Origin of the sequence: Alteromonas sp. KUL17 (assembly GCF_006538305.1) — a bacterium.
Taxonomy (GTDB): Bacteria; Pseudomonadota; Gammaproteobacteria; order Enterobacterales; family Alteromonadaceae; genus Alteromonas; species Alteromonas macleodii.
In genome coordinates, this window is the sequence record NZ_BJKJ01000032.1 from 1 (window position 1) to 17,852 (window position 17,852).

Annotated in this window: 15 protein-coding genes; 9 read left to right on the forward strand and 6 right to left on the reverse strand. The window is 43.8% G+C overall.

Features of this window, described 5'->3' with window-relative positions; translation table 11 throughout:
• Window positions 1-70: 70 nt before the first annotated feature.
• The 5 genes from KUL49_RS18750 (at window position 71) to KUL49_RS18770 (ending at window position 4,940) form a co-directional block, all read left to right on the forward strand.
• The gene (locus tag KUL49_RS18750; protein WP_242633894.1) at window positions 71-922 is read left to right on the forward strand and encodes a hypothetical protein; all 852 of its coding nucleotides are present in this window, start codon (window positions 71-73) and stop codon (window positions 920-922) included.
• Window positions 919-1,875 (forward strand): hypothetical protein, encoded by a 957-nt coding sequence (locus KUL49_RS18755; RefSeq protein ID WP_308805577.1) that lies wholly within the window; start codon window positions 919-921, stop codon window positions 1,873-1,875. Before KUL49_RS18750 ends, KUL49_RS18755 begins: the two co-directional genes overlap by 4 nt.
• 208 nt (window positions 1,876-2,083) lie before the next feature.
• Window positions 2,084-2,707, forward strand: coding sequence for a uridine kinase (gene udk / locus KUL49_RS18760; protein WP_014950808.1), 624 nt, complete (start codon window positions 2,084-2,086; stop codon window positions 2,705-2,707).
• Between the two features lie 12 nt (window positions 2,708-2,719).
• A complete protein-coding gene (locus KUL49_RS18765; RefSeq protein WP_131138256.1) occupies window positions 2,720-3,931 on the forward strand; it encodes a NupC/NupG family nucleoside CNT transporter in 1,212 nt (403 codons plus the stop codon).
• A 169-nt stretch (window positions 3,932-4,100) separates the two neighbouring features.
• The gene (locus KUL49_RS18770; protein ID WP_014950810.1) at window positions 4,101-4,940 is read left to right on the forward strand and encodes an isopenicillin N synthase family oxygenase; all 840 of its coding nucleotides are present in this window, start codon (window positions 4,101-4,103) and stop codon (window positions 4,938-4,940) included.
• A 55-nt stretch (window positions 4,941-4,995) separates the two neighbouring features.
• Here the strand turns inward: KUL49_RS18770 and KUL49_RS18775 are convergent, their stop codons facing one another.
• Window positions 4,996-6,153: a lipopolysaccharide assembly protein LapB gene (locus tag KUL49_RS18775; RefSeq protein ID WP_131138257.1), complete on the reverse strand. Its 1,158-nt coding sequence runs from the start codon at window positions 6,151-6,153 to the stop codon at window positions 4,996-4,998.
• A gap of 285 nt (window positions 6,154-6,438) precedes the next feature.
• Between KUL49_RS18775 and KUL49_RS18780 the strand changes: the two genes are divergently transcribed.
• The 3 genes from KUL49_RS18780 to KUL49_RS18790 all read left to right on the forward strand — a co-directional run bounded on the left by KUL49_RS18780 (window position 6,439) and on the right by KUL49_RS18790 (window position 8,702).
• Window positions 6,439-6,945, forward strand: coding sequence for a fasciclin domain-containing protein (locus KUL49_RS18780; protein WP_039228607.1), 507 nt, complete (start codon window positions 6,439-6,441; stop codon window positions 6,943-6,945).
• Window positions 6,946-7,167: 222 nt separating this feature from the next.
• Window positions 7,168-7,587: an MAPEG family protein gene (locus KUL49_RS18785; protein WP_014950813.1), complete on the forward strand. Its 420-nt coding sequence runs from the start codon at window positions 7,168-7,170 to the stop codon at window positions 7,585-7,587.
• A gap of 134 nt (window positions 7,588-7,721) precedes the next feature.
• Window positions 7,722-8,702 carry a diguanylate cyclase domain-containing protein gene (locus KUL49_RS18790; protein WP_131138258.1) on the forward strand — a complete coding sequence of 327 codons (981 nt, stop codon included), beginning with the start codon at window positions 7,722-7,724 and terminating at the stop codon, window positions 8,700-8,702.
• 32 nt (window positions 8,703-8,734) lie between these two features.
• Here KUL49_RS18790 and KUL49_RS18795 read toward each other — a convergent pair whose 3' ends face one another.
• The 4 genes from KUL49_RS18795 to KUL49_RS18810 all read right to left on the reverse strand — a co-directional run bounded on the left by KUL49_RS18795 (window position 8,735) and on the right by KUL49_RS18810 (window position 13,333).
• Window positions 8,735-9,424: a 3'-5' exonuclease gene (locus KUL49_RS18795; RefSeq protein ID WP_131138259.1), complete on the reverse strand. Its 690-nt coding sequence runs from the start codon at window positions 9,422-9,424 to the stop codon at window positions 8,735-8,737.
• A gap of 4 nt (window positions 9,425-9,428) precedes the next feature.
• A complete protein-coding gene (locus KUL49_RS18800) occupies window positions 9,429-11,258 on the reverse strand; it encodes a putative nucleotidyltransferase substrate binding domain-containing protein (RefSeq protein WP_131138260.1) in 1,830 nt (609 codons plus the stop codon).
• Window positions 11,259-11,356: 98 nt separating this feature from the next.
• Entirely contained in the window at window positions 11,357-13,063 is a 1,707-nt protein-coding gene (locus KUL49_RS18805) for a sodium:solute symporter family protein (protein WP_131138261.1), read from the reverse strand.
• 3 nt (window positions 13,064-13,066) lie between these two features.
• Entirely contained in the window at window positions 13,067-13,333 is a 267-nt protein-coding gene (locus KUL49_RS18810; protein WP_014950817.1) for a DUF4212 domain-containing protein, read from the reverse strand.
• A gap of 257 nt (window positions 13,334-13,590) precedes the next feature.
• Between KUL49_RS18810 and KUL49_RS18815 the strand changes: the two genes are divergently transcribed.
• Complete coding sequence (locus tag KUL49_RS18815) at window positions 13,591-17,034, forward strand: PAS domain-containing hybrid sensor histidine kinase/response regulator (protein WP_131138262.1); 3,444 nt, start codon at window positions 13,591-13,593, stop codon at window positions 17,032-17,034.
• 47 nt (window positions 17,035-17,081) lie between these two features.
• Here the strand turns inward: KUL49_RS18815 and KUL49_RS18820 are convergent, their stop codons facing one another.
• Entirely contained in the window at window positions 17,082-17,705 is a 624-nt protein-coding gene (locus KUL49_RS18820) for a mechanosensitive ion channel family protein (protein WP_131138263.1), read from the reverse strand.
• Window positions 17,706-17,852: the final 147 nt, after the last annotated feature.

The window sequence follows — 17,852 nt, forward strand, 5'->3', positions numbered from 1 at the left end:
ATCTATTGCAATAAATAACCTTAACTGATGAAATTACCCAATAAATCGTTAATTCATTTGGTCGTTTTTTTTGACGAATCTTAGACTTATTGCATCCGGAAAGTGGGTAATATTTTTTATCGCTGCTATTACTTGCGGCTCGATAAGCTATTTCCAAAATTTAATATATTATCCAGATATCGCCCCTCAGACTGGCCAATATTTAACCTGCGAAACAGGCTTAGAGCGTAATACAGACGCTTTTTCTGTTTATGTTACAGACGCGAAAATTGCTGAAATGGCGAGAGAGAAGTTGTGTAGCAACTACACGATAAAAAGGCAATACGGCAAGGTGAAAGTTACTGTTGGGCAGAACGATTATGACACTTTTCGTTATATTAATCACGGTGTTGTCGATTTGGTATTGGTTAAGAGCAACGTAGTCGATGCCTTTGGTGCAGACGAGATTTATGGTTTTACTAAAATCGCCTCACACCCTGATTATTCTGCCTTTTTCATTGCAGTACACGAGAGACCTCAGCTTTCTAAAGAGTACCTGTTAGGTAAGCGTATTGGTCTTCTCGACTATCCAAGCAGTCGTTCGGGACATATTGTCCCAAAAACTGTTATGCAAAACTTAGGGTTGAGCGACAGTAATATAGATGTTGTATATTACAGTTCTCACCAAGAATTAAGGCAAGCTTTGCTTGCTGGAGACATCGACATTATCTCCTCATACTGGGCGGAAGACGATAAGGAAAAGTTCTCAAGAAACTATGCTACACCGTTGCAAGAGAGTGTGAGTGGAATGCAGTGGTACTTGAAAATGCAAACGCAAAATACCGACTTATTCTGTGCTATGCAATCGGTGGTTCACGAAATCGCAACGTCACACCCAAGACCCTATTACAAAACCATATCGCTTGAAGAAGGGTGTAAATGATGGGCAATAAGAGTATTCATTTCAGGTCTCGAGCATTTATCTCATGCATTACTTTAGCACTTGTGGCGAGTCTACAAATAGTAGCATTTATTGCCCAATTTCTGTCATACCAGTCTTCTTTACATCAAGCCGTAGATAACGTACAAAAAAGAATTGGTTTAGATAGTGCGTTTCTAGATGTTGGAAATAAAACGCTTAACACACCTGTCAATCAATTTGCTATTTCCCAATATTTGGGACGACTAAACGATACCCTCAAACAGGAAGGTTACCCTGTTTTAGTAGAAAGAATTCAAGGTGTAACTTTAGATTCAGAGGATTTCAGGTCCTACCCTAATGTAATTACAGTCAATTTTGTTAATGCTGAACAAGAAATTAATGTCAATTTGCGTAGCAAATCGGCTTCAAGCTTTTTAACCTTCAATTGGAGCGGATTTATCATTTCGTTGTTCATAGCGCCCCTATTTTTTGTTTCAAATAGAACGAGAAAAAGGCGTAATGCTATTGAAGAAATCGCCCCCGCGTCTCCCAAGCTCGTAATCAATCTAAAAGATAAAACCATTTCTAACGGTATAGATGAGAAAGCAGTGACGCTGCAGAATAAGCCCCTGTGTTTCTATACTGCGCTAGTTAGGTACTGCATAGATAATCCACTGGAACCACTGCCTCCTCACAAAGATGTGCCACAAGAACTAATGACATTAGCAAACAAGTGCTTCGGCCGACTTATCGAGTTGGGTCACACTAAACGTAAACGTCCAGATTTCAATGCGAACTTAGATAAAACTCTAAGTGAAATAAGGGCAGCTCTCGACGAAGTGTTTTCGGCTTACAACGTAGAAAAAGAAACTTATTATCCACCTAGAGCACAGGGCGAAGGCTCTCGCTCAAAGCAACACTCATACGCGCTACCTAATGTTAAGGAAGAGGATATAGAAATTATTGGAAACTAGTGCATTCTTAATATTGACAGTTAAAAACTGACCACTTGGAGAACTTTTTGGTATTTTTTGCATGCTGACTAAACGCCCTGCAATACCTTGAAAATACGATAAAGTTCTAGCAAAGACCGATCCAAAAACCGAGAACTTGTGAATATAACATTGATTCGCGAGGCCTAAACGCGTATCTTTGCACCAACAAAACCAGCTTTATAGTACTATGCAATCGCCACTTATTATTGCCATTTCTGGAGCTTCTGGCTCTGGGAAGTCTCTTTTTACAAAAAATTTGTTTAACGGCTTCAGTGCTCAAGGCCGCCCAGTTCAAGTGTTGCGCGAAGATCACTACTACCGCGCGCAAGATCATCTTCCCATGGAACAACGTGAGAAGAATAACTATGATCATCCAAATGCATTTGAACATGAGCTCTTGAAGGCACATTTGCAAGCATTGCGCGATGGTCAACCCATTGATTATCCCCACTATTGCTATAAAACGCATACGCGTTTGCCTGAAACTGAGCGCCTCAATCCAGCGCCGGTAATTATTCTTGAAGGCATTATGTTACTTGCCCGTACTGATCTACTTCCTTTGTACGACGTGAAGATCTTCATTGATACTCCTCTTGATATTTGTTTGATGCGCAGAATGATGCGCGACCTAAAAGAACGCGGTCGTAGTATTGAATCTGTGGCAAAACAGTACGAAGAAACTGTTAAGCCTATGTATCATCAATTTATCGAACCTAGCCGCTTCACTGCCGACGTAGTAGTGACGCAAGGTGGTAAAAACCAAATTGCATTAGATGTGATCAAATCACACATCCAGCAAGCGCTTCTTTAAGGGAACATTACTATGGTGAGTTTACTGGGCATTGCAGTCCTTCTGGGTATTGCCTTCGCGTTATCATCGGCGAAACGCAATATAAATTGGCGCACCGTTGGTGGCGCATTTGCTATTCAAGCATCCGTTGGCGCGTTTGTCCTGTATTCTGAACCTGGTAAAGAAGTATTGTTGAGCGCGACGCGTTTTGTCGCCAACATCATTGCTTATAGCCAAGAAGGCATTAATTTCTTGTTCGGTCCTATTGGCGACAAGTCGATCGCGTTTATTTTTGCCTTTAACGTGCTTCCAGTTATCGTGTTTTTCTCGGCGCTTATTGCCGTTCTTTATCACCTCAAAGTAATGGGTTTGATCATCAAGGTTATCGGTGGCTTTTTACAGAAAGCGCTGGGAACTAGCCGACCTGAATCCATGTCTTCTGCTGCCAACATTTTTGTGGGCCAAACAGAAGCGCCTCTTGTGGTTCGCCCTTTTATTCCACACATGACGAGCTCTGAGCTATTTGCCATTATGGTGGGTGGTTTGGCGTCAATTGCTGGTTCAGTAATGGCGGGCTACGCTGGCATGGGGGTAGATCTTAAGTATTTGCTAGCAGCCAGCTTTATGGCTGCGCCAGGTGGCTTACTTATGGCAAAAATCATGTTGCCAGAAACCAGTAAGCCAAATGAAGATTTACATGACGTAGATGCTGAAGATACCGGCTACGCCAATGTATTTGATGCAGCCGCCAGTGGCGCAGCGTCAGGCATGCAGCTTGCGTTAAACGTAGGCGCCATGCTGCTCGCTTTCATAGCACTCATTGCCATGTTCAACGGCCTTATTGGCTGGACAGCATCGCTATTTGGCTATGAAAACGTTACGTTTGAAGGGATCCTGGGTTATGTGCTTCAACCTCTCGCATGGGCAATCGGCGTACCATGGGAGGAAGCGCAACTTGCAGGTAGCTTCATTGGTCAGAAAATGGTGGTTAACGAGTTCGTTGCTTACCTTAATTTTCTAGAGAACCAATCACAGCTATCTGAAGCATCTCAGGCCATTATCACCTTTGCACTCTGTGGTTTTGCAAACTTCTCTTCTATCGCTATTTTGATGGGTGGAATTGGTGCCATGGCACCAACACGCAGAAAAGAAATTGCGAGACTGGGGTTAAAAGCTGTTATTGCTGCAACGTTATCTAACTTAATGAGTGCCGCGCTAGCGGGCTTTTACCTCTCTCTTGGTTAAATTTCATTAATTTGGACCAGTTGGTCAAGATTTTACTAGACTAACTGGTCAGGTTTCTGTAAATTACGCGCAAATTCCTCGCGGGGTTGATTTATGTCAATTTCTGCGACTTTTTTCTGTAGCCCGTCTACCTTTATAATGCCGCAGTCAAAATATACGGGATAAAGTTATGCAATTAGTTGCTGTTGATTACCAAGCGGAAAACGCACAAGAAGAATTCGTGAAGTCACTTCGCGAGACAGGGTTCGGTGTTTTAAAAAATCACCCTATCCAACAGTCATTAGTTCAAGGTATTTACGACAATTGGCAGGGCTTCTTCGACAGTGAAGAGAAGAACGATTACCTGTACAACAAGGGTAAACAAGACGGATTTTTCCCTCAGAGCGTATCTGAGGTAGCCAAAGGCTTTACGAAAAAAGACATTAAAGAGTATTACCACTTCTATCCGTGGGGTCAGTGTCCAGAAGCGCTACACCCGCAGATTTCCCAGTACTATGGGGAAGCAAACACACTAGCGAAAGAGCTATTGGGTTGGATAGAAAAACATTCTCCTTCAGAGGTGAGCGATAAGTACAGTCAACCGCTGGGTGACATGATCAAAGATTCTGATCAAACCTTGCTACGTATACTGCACTACCCACCACTAAAAGGTGATGAAGAAGTAGACGCAATTCGCGCAGCTGCTCACGAAGATATTAATTTGATTACTATCTTGCCTGCAGCCAACGAGCCTGGATTGCAAGTACAAGCTAAAGACGGTAGTTGGATTGAAGTTCCGTGTGATTTCGGGAACTTGATTGTGAATATTGGCGACATGCTTCAAGAAGCATCTGGCGGATACTTCCCATCAACTACGCATAGGGTTGTAAACCCAGATGGTGCTGACATGACGAAATCTCGTATTTCATTGCCGCTGTTCTTACACCCTAGACCAGATGTTGTTCTTTCAGAACGTCATACCGCAGGGTCATACCTGCAAGAGCGCCTTCGTGAGCTGGGCGTTATATAAATTAAGTTCCTTTTGTAGTGTTATTCTTTTGCCGCAGCTAGTCTGCGGCTTTTTTTTAACTGCTTGCTAACGTTGCCAGTTTTGACGAATAGCGTTGCTTTTCTTGCTCATTGGACGAATACCTGACCGCTCGCTCTAGATAACGTTGAGCTTCACTTACATCACCTAACTCGTGATAGGCCTTTGCCATCCCAAATAGAATCTCATGGCGCGCATTATCAAGTCTTAGTCCTCTTTCGTAATGAACTATTGCCAATGCAATATCACCTGCCTCAAGTGCCTGTTCTCCTAAAATGTAATGGTAATAAGGATTATGCTTCCGCTTAGCTTCTACCATTTGCGTTATTTTTAAAGCCTCGTCATCTCTATCTTGATAAGTGTAAAGAATGGATAAATTTTCCCATGCGGTTAAGTTTTCTTCATTTAACGATAGTGCGTGTTTGTATGTCATTTCAGCCTGCTCATATTCACCCACCATCCTATAAAGCACACCTAAGTTCACCCAGCTCTGCTGAAGTTCGGGAGCGACTTTTGCTGCTGCACGAAAATAGCTGTAGGCCCGAGTGTAGCTGTTCGCCACTAAGGCATCTGCTCCTTTGTTGTTGTAATACATTGCTATTACTTTGTTTTTGGAAACGGCATTTCTTGGGAAGTAATTTCGCAGCATTTGTGGATCAAAATCAACGTCTGCCCACGTTCCTCCCACAGCTGCAACAGGACTTTCATTTGGCAATGAGAGTCGAAGGTTAATGTGCCCATTCAGTAAGCTATACCCTTCTCGTCGTGTCCAGTATTCCGGAATTTCCACCTCGTAAAATGTTGCATTGAGTCCAACGTGTTCTGCCAAAGCGTACGCCATAATAGAAAGAGACAGGCAGTTCGCGGCTCGGTTATTAAATGTTGTATTTGCCGTTGTATTTGCGCTGTTACGATAAAGCATCCCACGATCAGAATGATCGAAAATTGCTTTTACTAACCCTTTTACATTCTTTTGCAGGATACTTTTTTCGTAAACTGCCCCCTCGGCAAAAAACTGTGCGTCTTCGTCTAAGTAAAAAATTTCATCTGAAGACTCTACGGGAAATAACGTATAGGAAGGAAAGAGACTGTCATTTAACAGAGTGGGCGCAGCTTTTACATGCTGATTATCAGTAGATTGGCAAGCGGCAAGCACTATGCATAACAACAAAGGAACAGCGAGTCGAGCATTCATAATAGGCACCTTTCTTATTTACTCGATAGATTAAGTATAGCAGAGCGCCATGAATTTACATTTTATTTACAACTCACTTTAAAGCCCGTTCAACGCATAATTTTACTCGCTTCATTAGGTGCTCATACATTGCGACTTGGCATTACACAAAGTTAATCATCAAATTTCCCTGAAGTGCCGTAACAATTTTCAGTTCAGTAGCTTTCAGTGGCGTAGGTCAGTAGTTGACGAAACGAAGGATGTTGAATTTCACTTAACGTAATGTAATAGGTAAAAGGAAAGAGTATGAAAAAGTTAATTAGTGCGTTCTTCTTAGTTGTATTGAGTGCCTCAGCGGTTGCTGGCCATCATGCAAAGGATGGACATAAAGATATTGTCGACACCGCAGCAAGCAACGACATGTTCTCAACACTTGTCACCGCAGTTAAGTCTGCAGACTTGGTCACTACACTAAAGGGAGACGGGCCATTCACTGTTTTCGCTCCCACCGATGAAGCTTTTGCTGCACTCCCGGCAGGCACCATTGAAATGCTATTGAAACCTGAGAATAAGCAAACCCTTGTTAAAATTCTCACTTATCACGTAGTAACGGGTAAAGTCACAGCAAAAGATGTAGCTGGGCTATCTGATGCCACTACCGTCGAAGGAAGCAAGGTAATGGTCTCAACTGATATGAATAAGGTTATGATAAACGACGCAAATGTGATTAAAGCCGACATCATGACGAGTAACGGTGTTATTCACGTGATCGATACTGTGTTGCTTCCAAACGATGTTAAAGCGGCGCTGTAATCCCTCTTGCAAAGAAAAGCGCTGAAAACGAAAGCACTAAAAATTAGTGCTTTCGTTCATCGATTTATGCATGTGCTTCGATCTCTTCAAGAAGTCTGGGCGTAAAAACATTAAACGGTTAGTTGGTCACGGGCATGTTTAACATACGCATGTTTAAACAAACCTTCGTTGTCATCTAACCAGTCGTCTGAATCCATTCAAGGAATAAAGAAAGGAGTTCACGTGTTCACAGTCTACACATATAGTATTGCGGGTCTTTTGCTTATAAGCTTTACCGTTTTCGTGCAAAACATCGTTGCCGCTATCGCTCACAGAAAACAGTCTCGCTATATTCCTGGGAAAGTCAGCGAGGAATTGAGTCATGATAGTTTCGTATTCAGAAGCCACAGAACATTTCACAATTCGCTCGAAAATATTCATCAGTTTACGCTCCCAGCTCTTCTTTGCATTTTTCTTGGCGCATCAACCAGCATACTTGCAGCACTTGTTTGGATTTACGCGCTAAGTCGCATCATTCATATGGGACTGTATTACGCAATCGCTACAGAAAAAAATCCAAGCCCAAGAAGCTATTTTTATATGATAGGTACGCTGTGTACCTTCGGCGTATTTGGCCTTGCAGTGTTTAATTTGTTTTCTTAGAAACGATATAAAGTAAGAAGATAAGAGTGAAATTGAACCAAATGGTTAAATATTAAACTTTTGGTTAATCCACATTTTCTAAAATTAGGCGTACTCTTGAACCTGAACACTCACTTTTGTGTTTAGGAGTACTTGTGTATATTGAACAAGTTGGCGACCGAACTTTAGCAGATTGCAAAGTACTGATTGTCGACGACCAAGCCAGCAGCAGACTTGTTCTGGAAACTTTACTTGAAGACACAGTCGCCTGCGCCTCTGTGGGCTCAGGTAGAGAAGCAATTGAATATTGCAAGTACCATACGCCTGACCTAATCCTCATGGATGTTTCAATGCCCGAATTAGACGGGCATCAGACCACCGCATTGTTAAGAAAAAAGCCGTTGTGTGCTCACATTCCTATTATTTTCGTGACCTCTTCGTCAAGTGATGAAGAAGAGTCGAGATGTTGGGAATCAGGCTGCGTTGACTTTGTGGTGAAGCCGGTAAACGCTTGTACCCTACGCAACCGTGTAAAATCACACATCAATCACAAGCTTAGAAACGATTTGCTCGAAAAGCTTATCTATGTAGATAAGTTAACAGGTGCCTACAATCGCCACTATTTAGACGACTATTTACCCCGTTTAGTGAGAGATGGGTTGCGTAATGTTACTCCTCTCTCCTTGGTTATTTTTGATGTTGATCACTTTAAACTGTTCAATGATATGTATGGTCATATAGATGGCGATAGCTGTTTGTGGAAGGTCAGTAAAACGATCAACGACGCCCTTCTTCGACCTATGGACAAATTAGTGAGAATTGGCGGTGAAGAGTTTTTGGTTATTCTGCCTAACACCGATGTAGACGGTGCGAAGGCCGTCACTGAGCGCTTATTGCGAACGGTTTATGACCTGAATATTCCTCATGCGGCATCTGAGTATGAGCGCGTTACGCTAAGTGCAGGCTTAGCCGTCAAGCATGCTGATGACAATAAAACTATAGACTACGTCATGTTAGAAGCAGACAAAAATCTGTATGTGGCTAAAACCTCTGGACGGAATCAACTCGTGTCGCCGACAGCGGTAAGCGCTGGCAAAATAAACGCACCGAGTCACCCCACAAAACTTAAGGCCTAGGCACTATAATTAGCATTGCCTCGCTTTAGACGCTAGTGCGGTGCTCCCAGCTTAAAACGGCCGACAGCATTCGTGTGAGCCAAAGACTCGAGTGAATTCTCCCAAGTAATTCCCAATTCATTTAGCTGGGCGTAAAACAATTGTATTGTCGCTAACGCATCATCTAGTGCGTTGTGTTCAGGAAACGCGGGTAAGTCTAATCGTTGCCTACAAACCGTTAGCGTTGCACTATTACTCGGTAACACCTGATGTTGTTTGTTTAACTGATAAAGTGCGAGCTGAAGCGTATCAATATAGAGCACTTCCATCTGCGGTAATCCACACCGTTTGAAGGCACTATCAAGCGCTATCAAATCTAATCGCGCATTGTGAAAAATTAGAACATGTGTCTTCAGTAGTGGTAGCAATGAATTGATGGCGTCTGCTAAGCCTTCGCCTTGTTGCAAAATATCTAAGGTCAATCCGTGTATTACAGGGCTTTGTCCTAAGTCCGCTGACGTATTAATAACGTGATAGCCACTGGAGGAAAGCGTAATTTTTCCAGCTGAACCACTTACATAGCCAATCGATGTAATTTGAGTTGTCACAGGGTCTAACGATGTGAGCTCTAAATCAACAGACGCCAAAGGGGTGTCGCCCAACGTTTTATCACGTAACGACTTTCTGAATTGACGCTTCCCAAACAGTACCGATGCACAGGCTTCGATTATTCGCGTTATCATGGGGTTAACTTACGCCGCCAGAGAACTTCATAACCATTGCTTGATTGGTTCGTTCTATAGCCTTGAATGCGGCTTTTAGCTGATGCTTTTCTATCGATGATAAACTTGAAACCGACACACGATTGTCCGTTACTTTATTTTCCAACTGATGACGCCAACGCAAACGATTTAAAAATAGCCAAATATCACGTAGGTTAGTCGCATCTCTTTTTGAGAGCTGTGAATTTTCCGATAGCGCGTCTAACCGGGCAAGTGTATTAGGCAACGTCACGCCATCAGCTAGCGCGTATATGCGGGCGATATTGTTGATTAAGGCCACGGCTCGGGTTTTAAGGTCGATCACGTCCTTCTCTTTACGGCCTTTTTCATAAATGAACTTTTGAAACATGGAAAGCGGAACCGATATTTCGTTACTATTTCTCGTAAGCGCTGCTAAGAACATATTTTGCTTCATCAAGGGGGCCCTTTGACGCTGCAACTGCTTAAATAAACTTATATCCCCGGCTGCGCAGCGAACATCAAGAAAAATATTAAAGTGCATAATCGCATCTTTAGTTGGCGCCTTTACCCATCGCTTAGCTTCTTCAATGGCTTCTTCAAGTGAGAGTCTAAGCTTAGGATTGCTCGCCATAATATTACCATCGCACAGTTTAATGCCGCATTTGGCCAAACCGTTACACACATAATCAGCCATTTTTGCGAAATATTCTGCTTGCGCTTCGCTTGGCCGCTCAGCAAGAAGCAGTCCATTATCTTGATCCGAACCCATCGTCTGATCTTCTCTTGCCTGTGAGCCATAAACAAGCCACGCAAACATCATGGGTGCTTTACCGTTAGCCTGTTGGAAAAAGCCAATAAGCTTTCTTGTCATAATATCGGTAGCTTGAGACAAAATTTTGCCAGCAATGTCATAGTCCCCTGCTTTTTTCGCATGAGCAGAGAAATAATGCGGCAATTGCCAGGATAGCCGTGTTAATTCGTAAAGGTTTTCCGCTTTGCTTAGCTCTCCAATTATAAAAAGAACGTTACCACGCTGATGACGAATAATATCGCTGGCTGTCACCATACCCAATGGCACAAGGGTTTGCTGGTCGATAACGGGTAAGTGATGGATGTTCCTTTCGGTCATAAGCGCCAAGGCATCAAATAGCGTTCTATTTCCCATTATCTGCGCAGGATTAGGCGTCATTATATGGCTGACTGGAAGATGAATATCGAGAGAGGCAGCAACCACTCTTGAACGTAAGTCTCGGTCGGTGATAATGCCAATAAGCTTATCTTCTCGTGTAACCAGCAATGACGATACTTTCTGAGTTGTCATAAGCTGCGCCGCGGCTGTAATTGAGGTTTCTACGTCCACCGACACGGGAGACTTATTAATAACATCCTCAAGCCCTTTATAAAGCCACATGGAATTACTATCGGAAATAGCATGGTTTTGAAGGGCATTATTGCGCAGCCCATCAAAAAAATTTCGAATTGCTGGCAGTTCAAATAACGGGGTAACAGCAGATGCTTCAAAACAGTAAACCAGACCTGGGCTGTCTACACTGATGCTTAATGAAAAATTACGTTTTTCCATTATATTGGTGTAGCCGAAGTAGTCGCCCTCACTTAAATGGCGTAAAGGGGCATCTGAATCTTGGACGGAAAACTGTCCATTTTGAATAAGAAAAAGTGACGCTTCGCCCTTTTGCAGGTCGCCCACATTATCCGCTGTCAGGTAAATCAATTCAGTATGTTTTACTAGCTCAAGCTTTTGCTCTTTATCCAGCACGTCAAAAGGTGCTGATGTGTTGAGAAAGTCTTCAACTTGTTTAGCCATCGCAGTCATAGGAAATGTCCAGTTCACAAAAAGAAAAAACCAACCTACTCACTTTCGCCAGTAGATTGGTTTTATTTTGCTAAAGCCTATCTTAAGGCAACATTAGTTTAGTGCGCTGATGCTTCACCCGCTCCCTTAGGATAACGAATGCTTTCAACCAGTTCTTGGATTTCTTCTGGCGCTTCATCTGTTGCTTTGAACACAAGGAAAGCCACAATGAAGTTCACCATCATACCTAAAGTACCAATACCTTCAGGAGAAATACCAAACCACCAGTTGTCAGACGTATTGGCCGCTGGGTTTACAAATTTGAAGTAAATAATGTAAGCCGCAGTGAAGGCAATACCTGAAATCATACCAGCAATAGCACCTTTATCGTTCATGCGCTTGCTGAAGATACCCATAATAATTGCCGGGAAGAAACTCGACGCCGCTAAGCCGAAGGCAAATGCCACCACCTGTGCAACAAAGCCTGGCGGATTGATACCGAAGTAACCTGCTATAACAATGGCCACCCCAGCAGCAAGTCGCGCATACATGAGCTCGGCTTTATCGGTTATGTTTGGCATAAAGTTTCGTTTCAGTAAATCATGGGAAACAGAGGTTGAAATAACCAGCAGCAAGCCTGCGGACGTTGACAGTGCTGCTGCCACACCACCCGCTGCAACGAGTGCAATAACCCACGCAGGTAAGTTCGCAATTTCAGGGTTAGCCAATACCATGATATCGCGGTCAACTTTCATTTCGTTGCGCTCGTCACCCGAATAGAACATCTTGCCATCACCGTTCTTATCCTCATATGTGATAAGGCCAGTTTGTTCCCAGTTTTTAATCCACGACGGCGCTTCTTCATAGCTGGTTCCCGTCATTTCAGGTCCATTAATGGTTTCGATCATATTCACACGGGCAAACGCTGCTAGTGACGGTGCTGTGGTATATAGAATTGCGATAAACGCTAGTGCATAGCCTGCAGATTTACGCGCATCGTGAACTTTAGGCACAGTGAAGAAGCGAACGATTACGTGTGGAAGACCCGCTGTACCTACCATTAACGCAAAGGTGATAAAGAATACATCAATGGTACTTTTTGTTCCTGAGGTGTATTCGTTAAAGCCTAACTCGACAGATAAATTATCGAGTTTCTGCAGCATATGCACCCCCGAACCGTCTGCTAAGGTTGCACCAAAGCCGGTTTGCGGCAGGATATGTCCTGTTACCATCATAGAGATAAATACCGCAGGTACAATGTAGGCGAAAATCATTACACAATACTGTGCAACTTGCGTGTAAGTAATGCCTTTCATACCGCCAAGTACGGTGTAGAAGAACACGATAACCATACCGATAACCACGCCAGACACAATATCAACCTCTAAGAAGCGGCTGAATACCACACCTACGCCACGCATTTGACCTGCAACGTATGTAAAGCAAACGAAGATTGCACAAAATACAGCAACCGTACGCGCGGTTTGTGAGTAATAACGATCCCCAATGAAGTCAGGTACCGTGAATTTGCCAAATTTACGTAAATAGGGAGCTAAACAAAGCGCAAGTAGAACATAACCACCTGTCCACCCCATTAGATATACTGCACCGTCATACCCCATAAATGAGATAAGACCCGCCATTGAAATGAACGAGGCTGCCGACATCCAATCTGCTGCCGTTGCCATCCCATTCATAACGGGAGGTACACCGCCACCTGCAACGTAAAAATCGTTAGTTGAGCCTGCGCGAGCCCAAATAGCGATAGCGATATAAAGCGCAAACGATGCGCCAACGATAATAAACGTTAAAGTTTGAACGTCCATGATTTACTCCTCATCTACGCCGTAGCGTTTGTCCATGGCGTTCATCTTCGCCATGTAGACAAAGATCAATGCAACAAATACGTAAATTGCGCCCTGCTGTGCAAACCAGAAGCCTAATTTAAAGCCAAAAAATTGGATTTCATTTAAGATATCGACAAAAATAATGCCGGCACCGAATGATACGATAAACCAAACAACTAAAAGCTTGGCGAGAAGAGCGAGATTCTCCCTCCAATACGCTTTTTTGTCCTCTTCGTTTCTAAATGCCATTGTTTCACCCTCATGTCAGGTTAATTGATTGTTATGATTTTACATATTCCTAACGCCCGGCTTTGTTAACGTTATTGCTGCGTGTCACGTGGTTGAGGAAAGACAATCACAGGCAGCAAAGTCAAGCATTTAGGAGCTCGCGTATTACTCTAGACCTGCCTTTAAAATTTCAAAATGAGACCATGGTCGTAGGTAGACCATGGTCGAAATGATTATAATAGCAACAGCATTGTTAAAACTAAGTTAAAAGGAACGTTATGGTTTTTGGTTGGGTAACACTTGCAGTACTGTACCTCTTCTTGCTGTTTTCACTGGCGAGTTGGGGTGAAAAGAACTCGCCCACCGCTAGAGCACTAACGTCACATCCCGCTATATATTCGCTGGCCCTCGCTATTTATTGTACTGCATGGACTTTTTTCGGCATGGTAGGCCAAGCAAGTAGAGACACCTGGATTTACCTGCCAATCATGCTTGGGCCTATTCTCGTTTACGTCTTGGGTTATAAGTTTATTTACAAGTTAACCCTCGTCAGCAAGAAGCAACACATCACTACCATTTCCGACTTCATCGCGTCGCGCTATGGAAAGCGCCAAACCGTAGCTTTGGTAGTTACGCTTATCGCGCTCCTTGCCACTATTCCTTATATCGCGCTTCAATTAAAAGCAGTGGGCGCTACTTTCCAACTTCTTACTCAGCAGCCTAACAGCAACGGCATTATTATTGCCGCCACTGGTTTCATCGCGGCATTCGCAATATATTTCGGTACTCGGCAAACGGACGTCACCGAATACCGACGGGGTTTGATGCTGGCTATCGCCTTCGAGTCGACCATTAAATTACTGGCGTTAGTGCTGGTTGCCATTGTTGGTTATAGTGCGTGGAAGCGCACCCAGTCTGGTCCATTTTTCGAAAGTTTCACCAATGAAATAGCCTTGGCGCAGTTTGGTTCGTTTACTTTTATCGCTCAAACTATCATGGCGGCAGCGGCCATTGTTTGTTTACCTAGACAATTTCACGTTGCCATTATTGATAACTTAAGCCTAGGCCATCTGCGCACGGCAAGGTGGTTATTCCCTCTTTACCTGACCATCATTTCAGCGGTAATTCCTATTATTGCCATTGCAGGCAAAGCCATTTTTGCTGGCGGTAATATCGAGCCCGACTCTTACGTACTGTCGCTGGCTGTATTTTCAGAGTCAGTTCTTCTTCAAGTGATTGTTTTTGTAGGCGGGCTCTCTGCCGCAACAGCTATGATCATTGTGGCAACACTCACACTGAGTACTATGCTCACCAACGATGTGATTCTGCCGCGTATTCTTGCATTTACAGGCAATACCGATGACAAACAGGACGTGTCGAGCAAAATCAGGCTTATTCGCCGTATCGTCATCGCGTTTATCTTGCTTATGGCGTTTTTGTACCACCAGCAAATGACCAGCAGCCGCTCGCTTCATTCAATTGGGCTTATTGCGTTCTCGTTAGTTATCCAGCTTATGCCAGCCATTGTTGGCGGACTTTACTGGAAGCGCGCGCATGCGCACGGGGTTTACGCAGGGCTAATGGTGGGACTAGTGATTTGGGTGTTGTGGCTTGTACTTCCCATCGTGAGCGAGCAAGTTTCACAAATGGAACAAAACGAACTCATTAGCCAAGGCGCTATGATTAGCTTAGCGGCAAACAGCTTTGTTTACATACTCTTTTCACACTTTGCACCGCAGCGTCTTATCGACAGAATGCAAGCTGAAGCCTTTGTGTCTCCTGCCATTTCCACTAACAATACCGTTAAAGCGCAGGCAACTAACGTGACCGTCTCCGATCTTATAACGCTATTGTCGACCTTTATGGGATCCGGTCGTTGTGAACAATTGTTGGAACAATATCAGCAACTCAATAATTGCCAATTAAAGCACGACGATACGCCGAATGAGTCGTTTTTATCATTTTGCGAACGCGCCTTGGGTGGCGTTATTGGCGCATCGAGTGCCAAAGTACTGCTAGACAGCGCATTGCGTGGTAAGAAGATGGACTTTACCGAGGTTATCAACTTCTTCGATGACACAACGCAAGCCATGCAATTTAATATGACTGCACTACTCACGTCACTTGAAAACATGGACCAAGGTATTAGCGTAGTCGACAAACACTTAAATTTGGTAGCGTGGAATAAACGCTATGCCAACCTCTACCCTTACCCTGATAACTTGTTGGCAGTAGGTACGCCTATAGAAAAGCTTATTCGGTATAACGCTTCACAAGGTGAGTTCGGCACAGATAACGTAGACGGTGAAGTAGAAAAAAGGCTGGCTCATTTGCGCTCTGGTATGCCCCATCGCTTCACACGACAACGAATGGATGGACGGGTTATTGAGATGGTAGGTAATCCTTTACCTGGCGGAGGCTTCGTAACAAGCTTCAACGACATCACCGGACACGTGGAAATACAGCAAGCGCTTGAAGAATCAAACATTGACCTTGAGGCTCGTATTAAGAAGCGCACTGAAGAAGTACACTCCATAAACGCCGAGCTTCGACTTGAAATAGAACGGCGCTCTGATGCCGAGAAAGAACTGATAAGGGCACGAAAGGCTGCAGAAGATGCCAATGCCAGTAAAACCCGCTTCTTGGCGCTTGCAAGCCATGATGTTTTGCAGCCGCTAAATGCGGCCAAGCTCTACGTGAGCGCCCTTGAAGAACAAGAACTGACTGAGTCAGCGCTAGCCATTATTCAAAAGCTTAGCCATAGCGTGACGTCTAGCGAAACACTGATTGGCACTTTGCTGGATATTGCACGCTTGGATCAAGGTGAAATGAAACCCGATATTGAGTCTATTGATGTAAGGACCCTGCTGTCACCACTTGTGGACGAAATGGCGATGCGCGCGCGGGAAAAAGGACTTGGTTTTAAAGCGATTATACGCCCGTGCTGGGTAAAAGCTGACAAAACGTACTTATACCGAATAACCCAAAACTTGCTTTCAAATGCGGTGAAATACACGGAAAGTGGACGCGTCTTGTTCATTATTAAGCCTGTCAAAGACACCGTTTATTTCAAAGTTATCGACACAGGCATTGGCATATCTACCGATAAAAAAGACAGCATTTTTGGTGACTTTTTCCGCGCAAACGAAAGCAAGGAACACGGTATAGGTCTTGGCTTGGGGGTTGTTCGACGTTTAAGTCTGCAGTTGAACAGCGATATTAGTGTTACCTCGAAAATAGGCAAAGGCAGCTGTTTTGCGTTTAGCTTGGATAAAGCTGAGCCGAAACAGGTATCCAACGTTACAGCAAAGCCCCGCAGTACAACATTTACAGGCATGGACGTGCTTTGCGTGGACGATCAAAGAGAGAACTTAGATGCCATGCAGACCCTATTACAGAAATGGGGAGTCAATGTGGTGCTTGCGAACAACTGGGATGACGCTTTAAAAGTCTGTGAGACTATTCAGCCTCAAATCTTACTCATGGATTATCAGCTCAGTCATGACAGCGAGAAAAATGGGCTGGCTTTGATTGAAGAGATAAGACATCGACTTAACATTGTGGTGCCAGCAGCGCTCATAACGGCGACACCAGATGAAAGCTTAGTTACACAGTGTAAAGCCCAAGGCGTAAACTTCTTAGCTAAACCGCTAAAACCAGCGAAACTGCGCGCACTACTTCAAAGTATGACGCGCTACATCAGGGAGGCGAAAAACGTGTAGCTAGTAGCTCGCTGCAGGTTTTTCGCTATATGTGTAAGGAAAGACGTCTAGAGTAATTCGTCGTGTGGTTTACTTTCTTCAGTTTTAACCACCGGCGTTTCTACGCTCGATTTCGCCACCACTTTCCCCATTGCTCCCCACTTCTCTTTAGGGTTGAGCAAAACAGGACGGGTTAAAATTAGGTTATTAGGATACATGAGGGTTTCACGTTCAGCGGTAAGCAAGCGCGTGCTAAACGGCCCTACATCGGCAATCACACCTTCAATGAAGTTATCGCCGTCGAGAATGCGCACATAATTACCTCTGCGATACGCTACGTTTGTGAGCAAAATAAAATACGCAGTGATGTTACTGATGAGTGACCAACTAGCAAAAAGCGCAACACCGGTTACCGTGATGATAGAAGTGGAAAGCACTAAGAGCCCAGAAAAATCGATCCCCCATGCTAGCAACAACAAGGCTAACGATACCGTAGCGACAATAACCCGTGCAGCAAAAAGTCCTTTAATAGCACTATTTGATTTTAACTTTGACTTTACGATATTGGTTTCTAATTTTGGCAGCAACTTGCGAGACATTGCCAAATAAATTAGTAAAACCAAACCACTCCACACGACATTTGACTGGTATTGAGTTAACCACGCCAAAAACCCATGCCACCACTCATTCATTAACCCAAATCCTCACATTTTTTGTTAAGCAGACTGACCTTAAATTCTGATTTTACGTTAAAAAGGCCAACGCGCTCTAATGCTAACGTGAAAAACAGTCAAGTTCATGCATTAAAAGCAATCGACACAACAAGAATTATTCGTAAG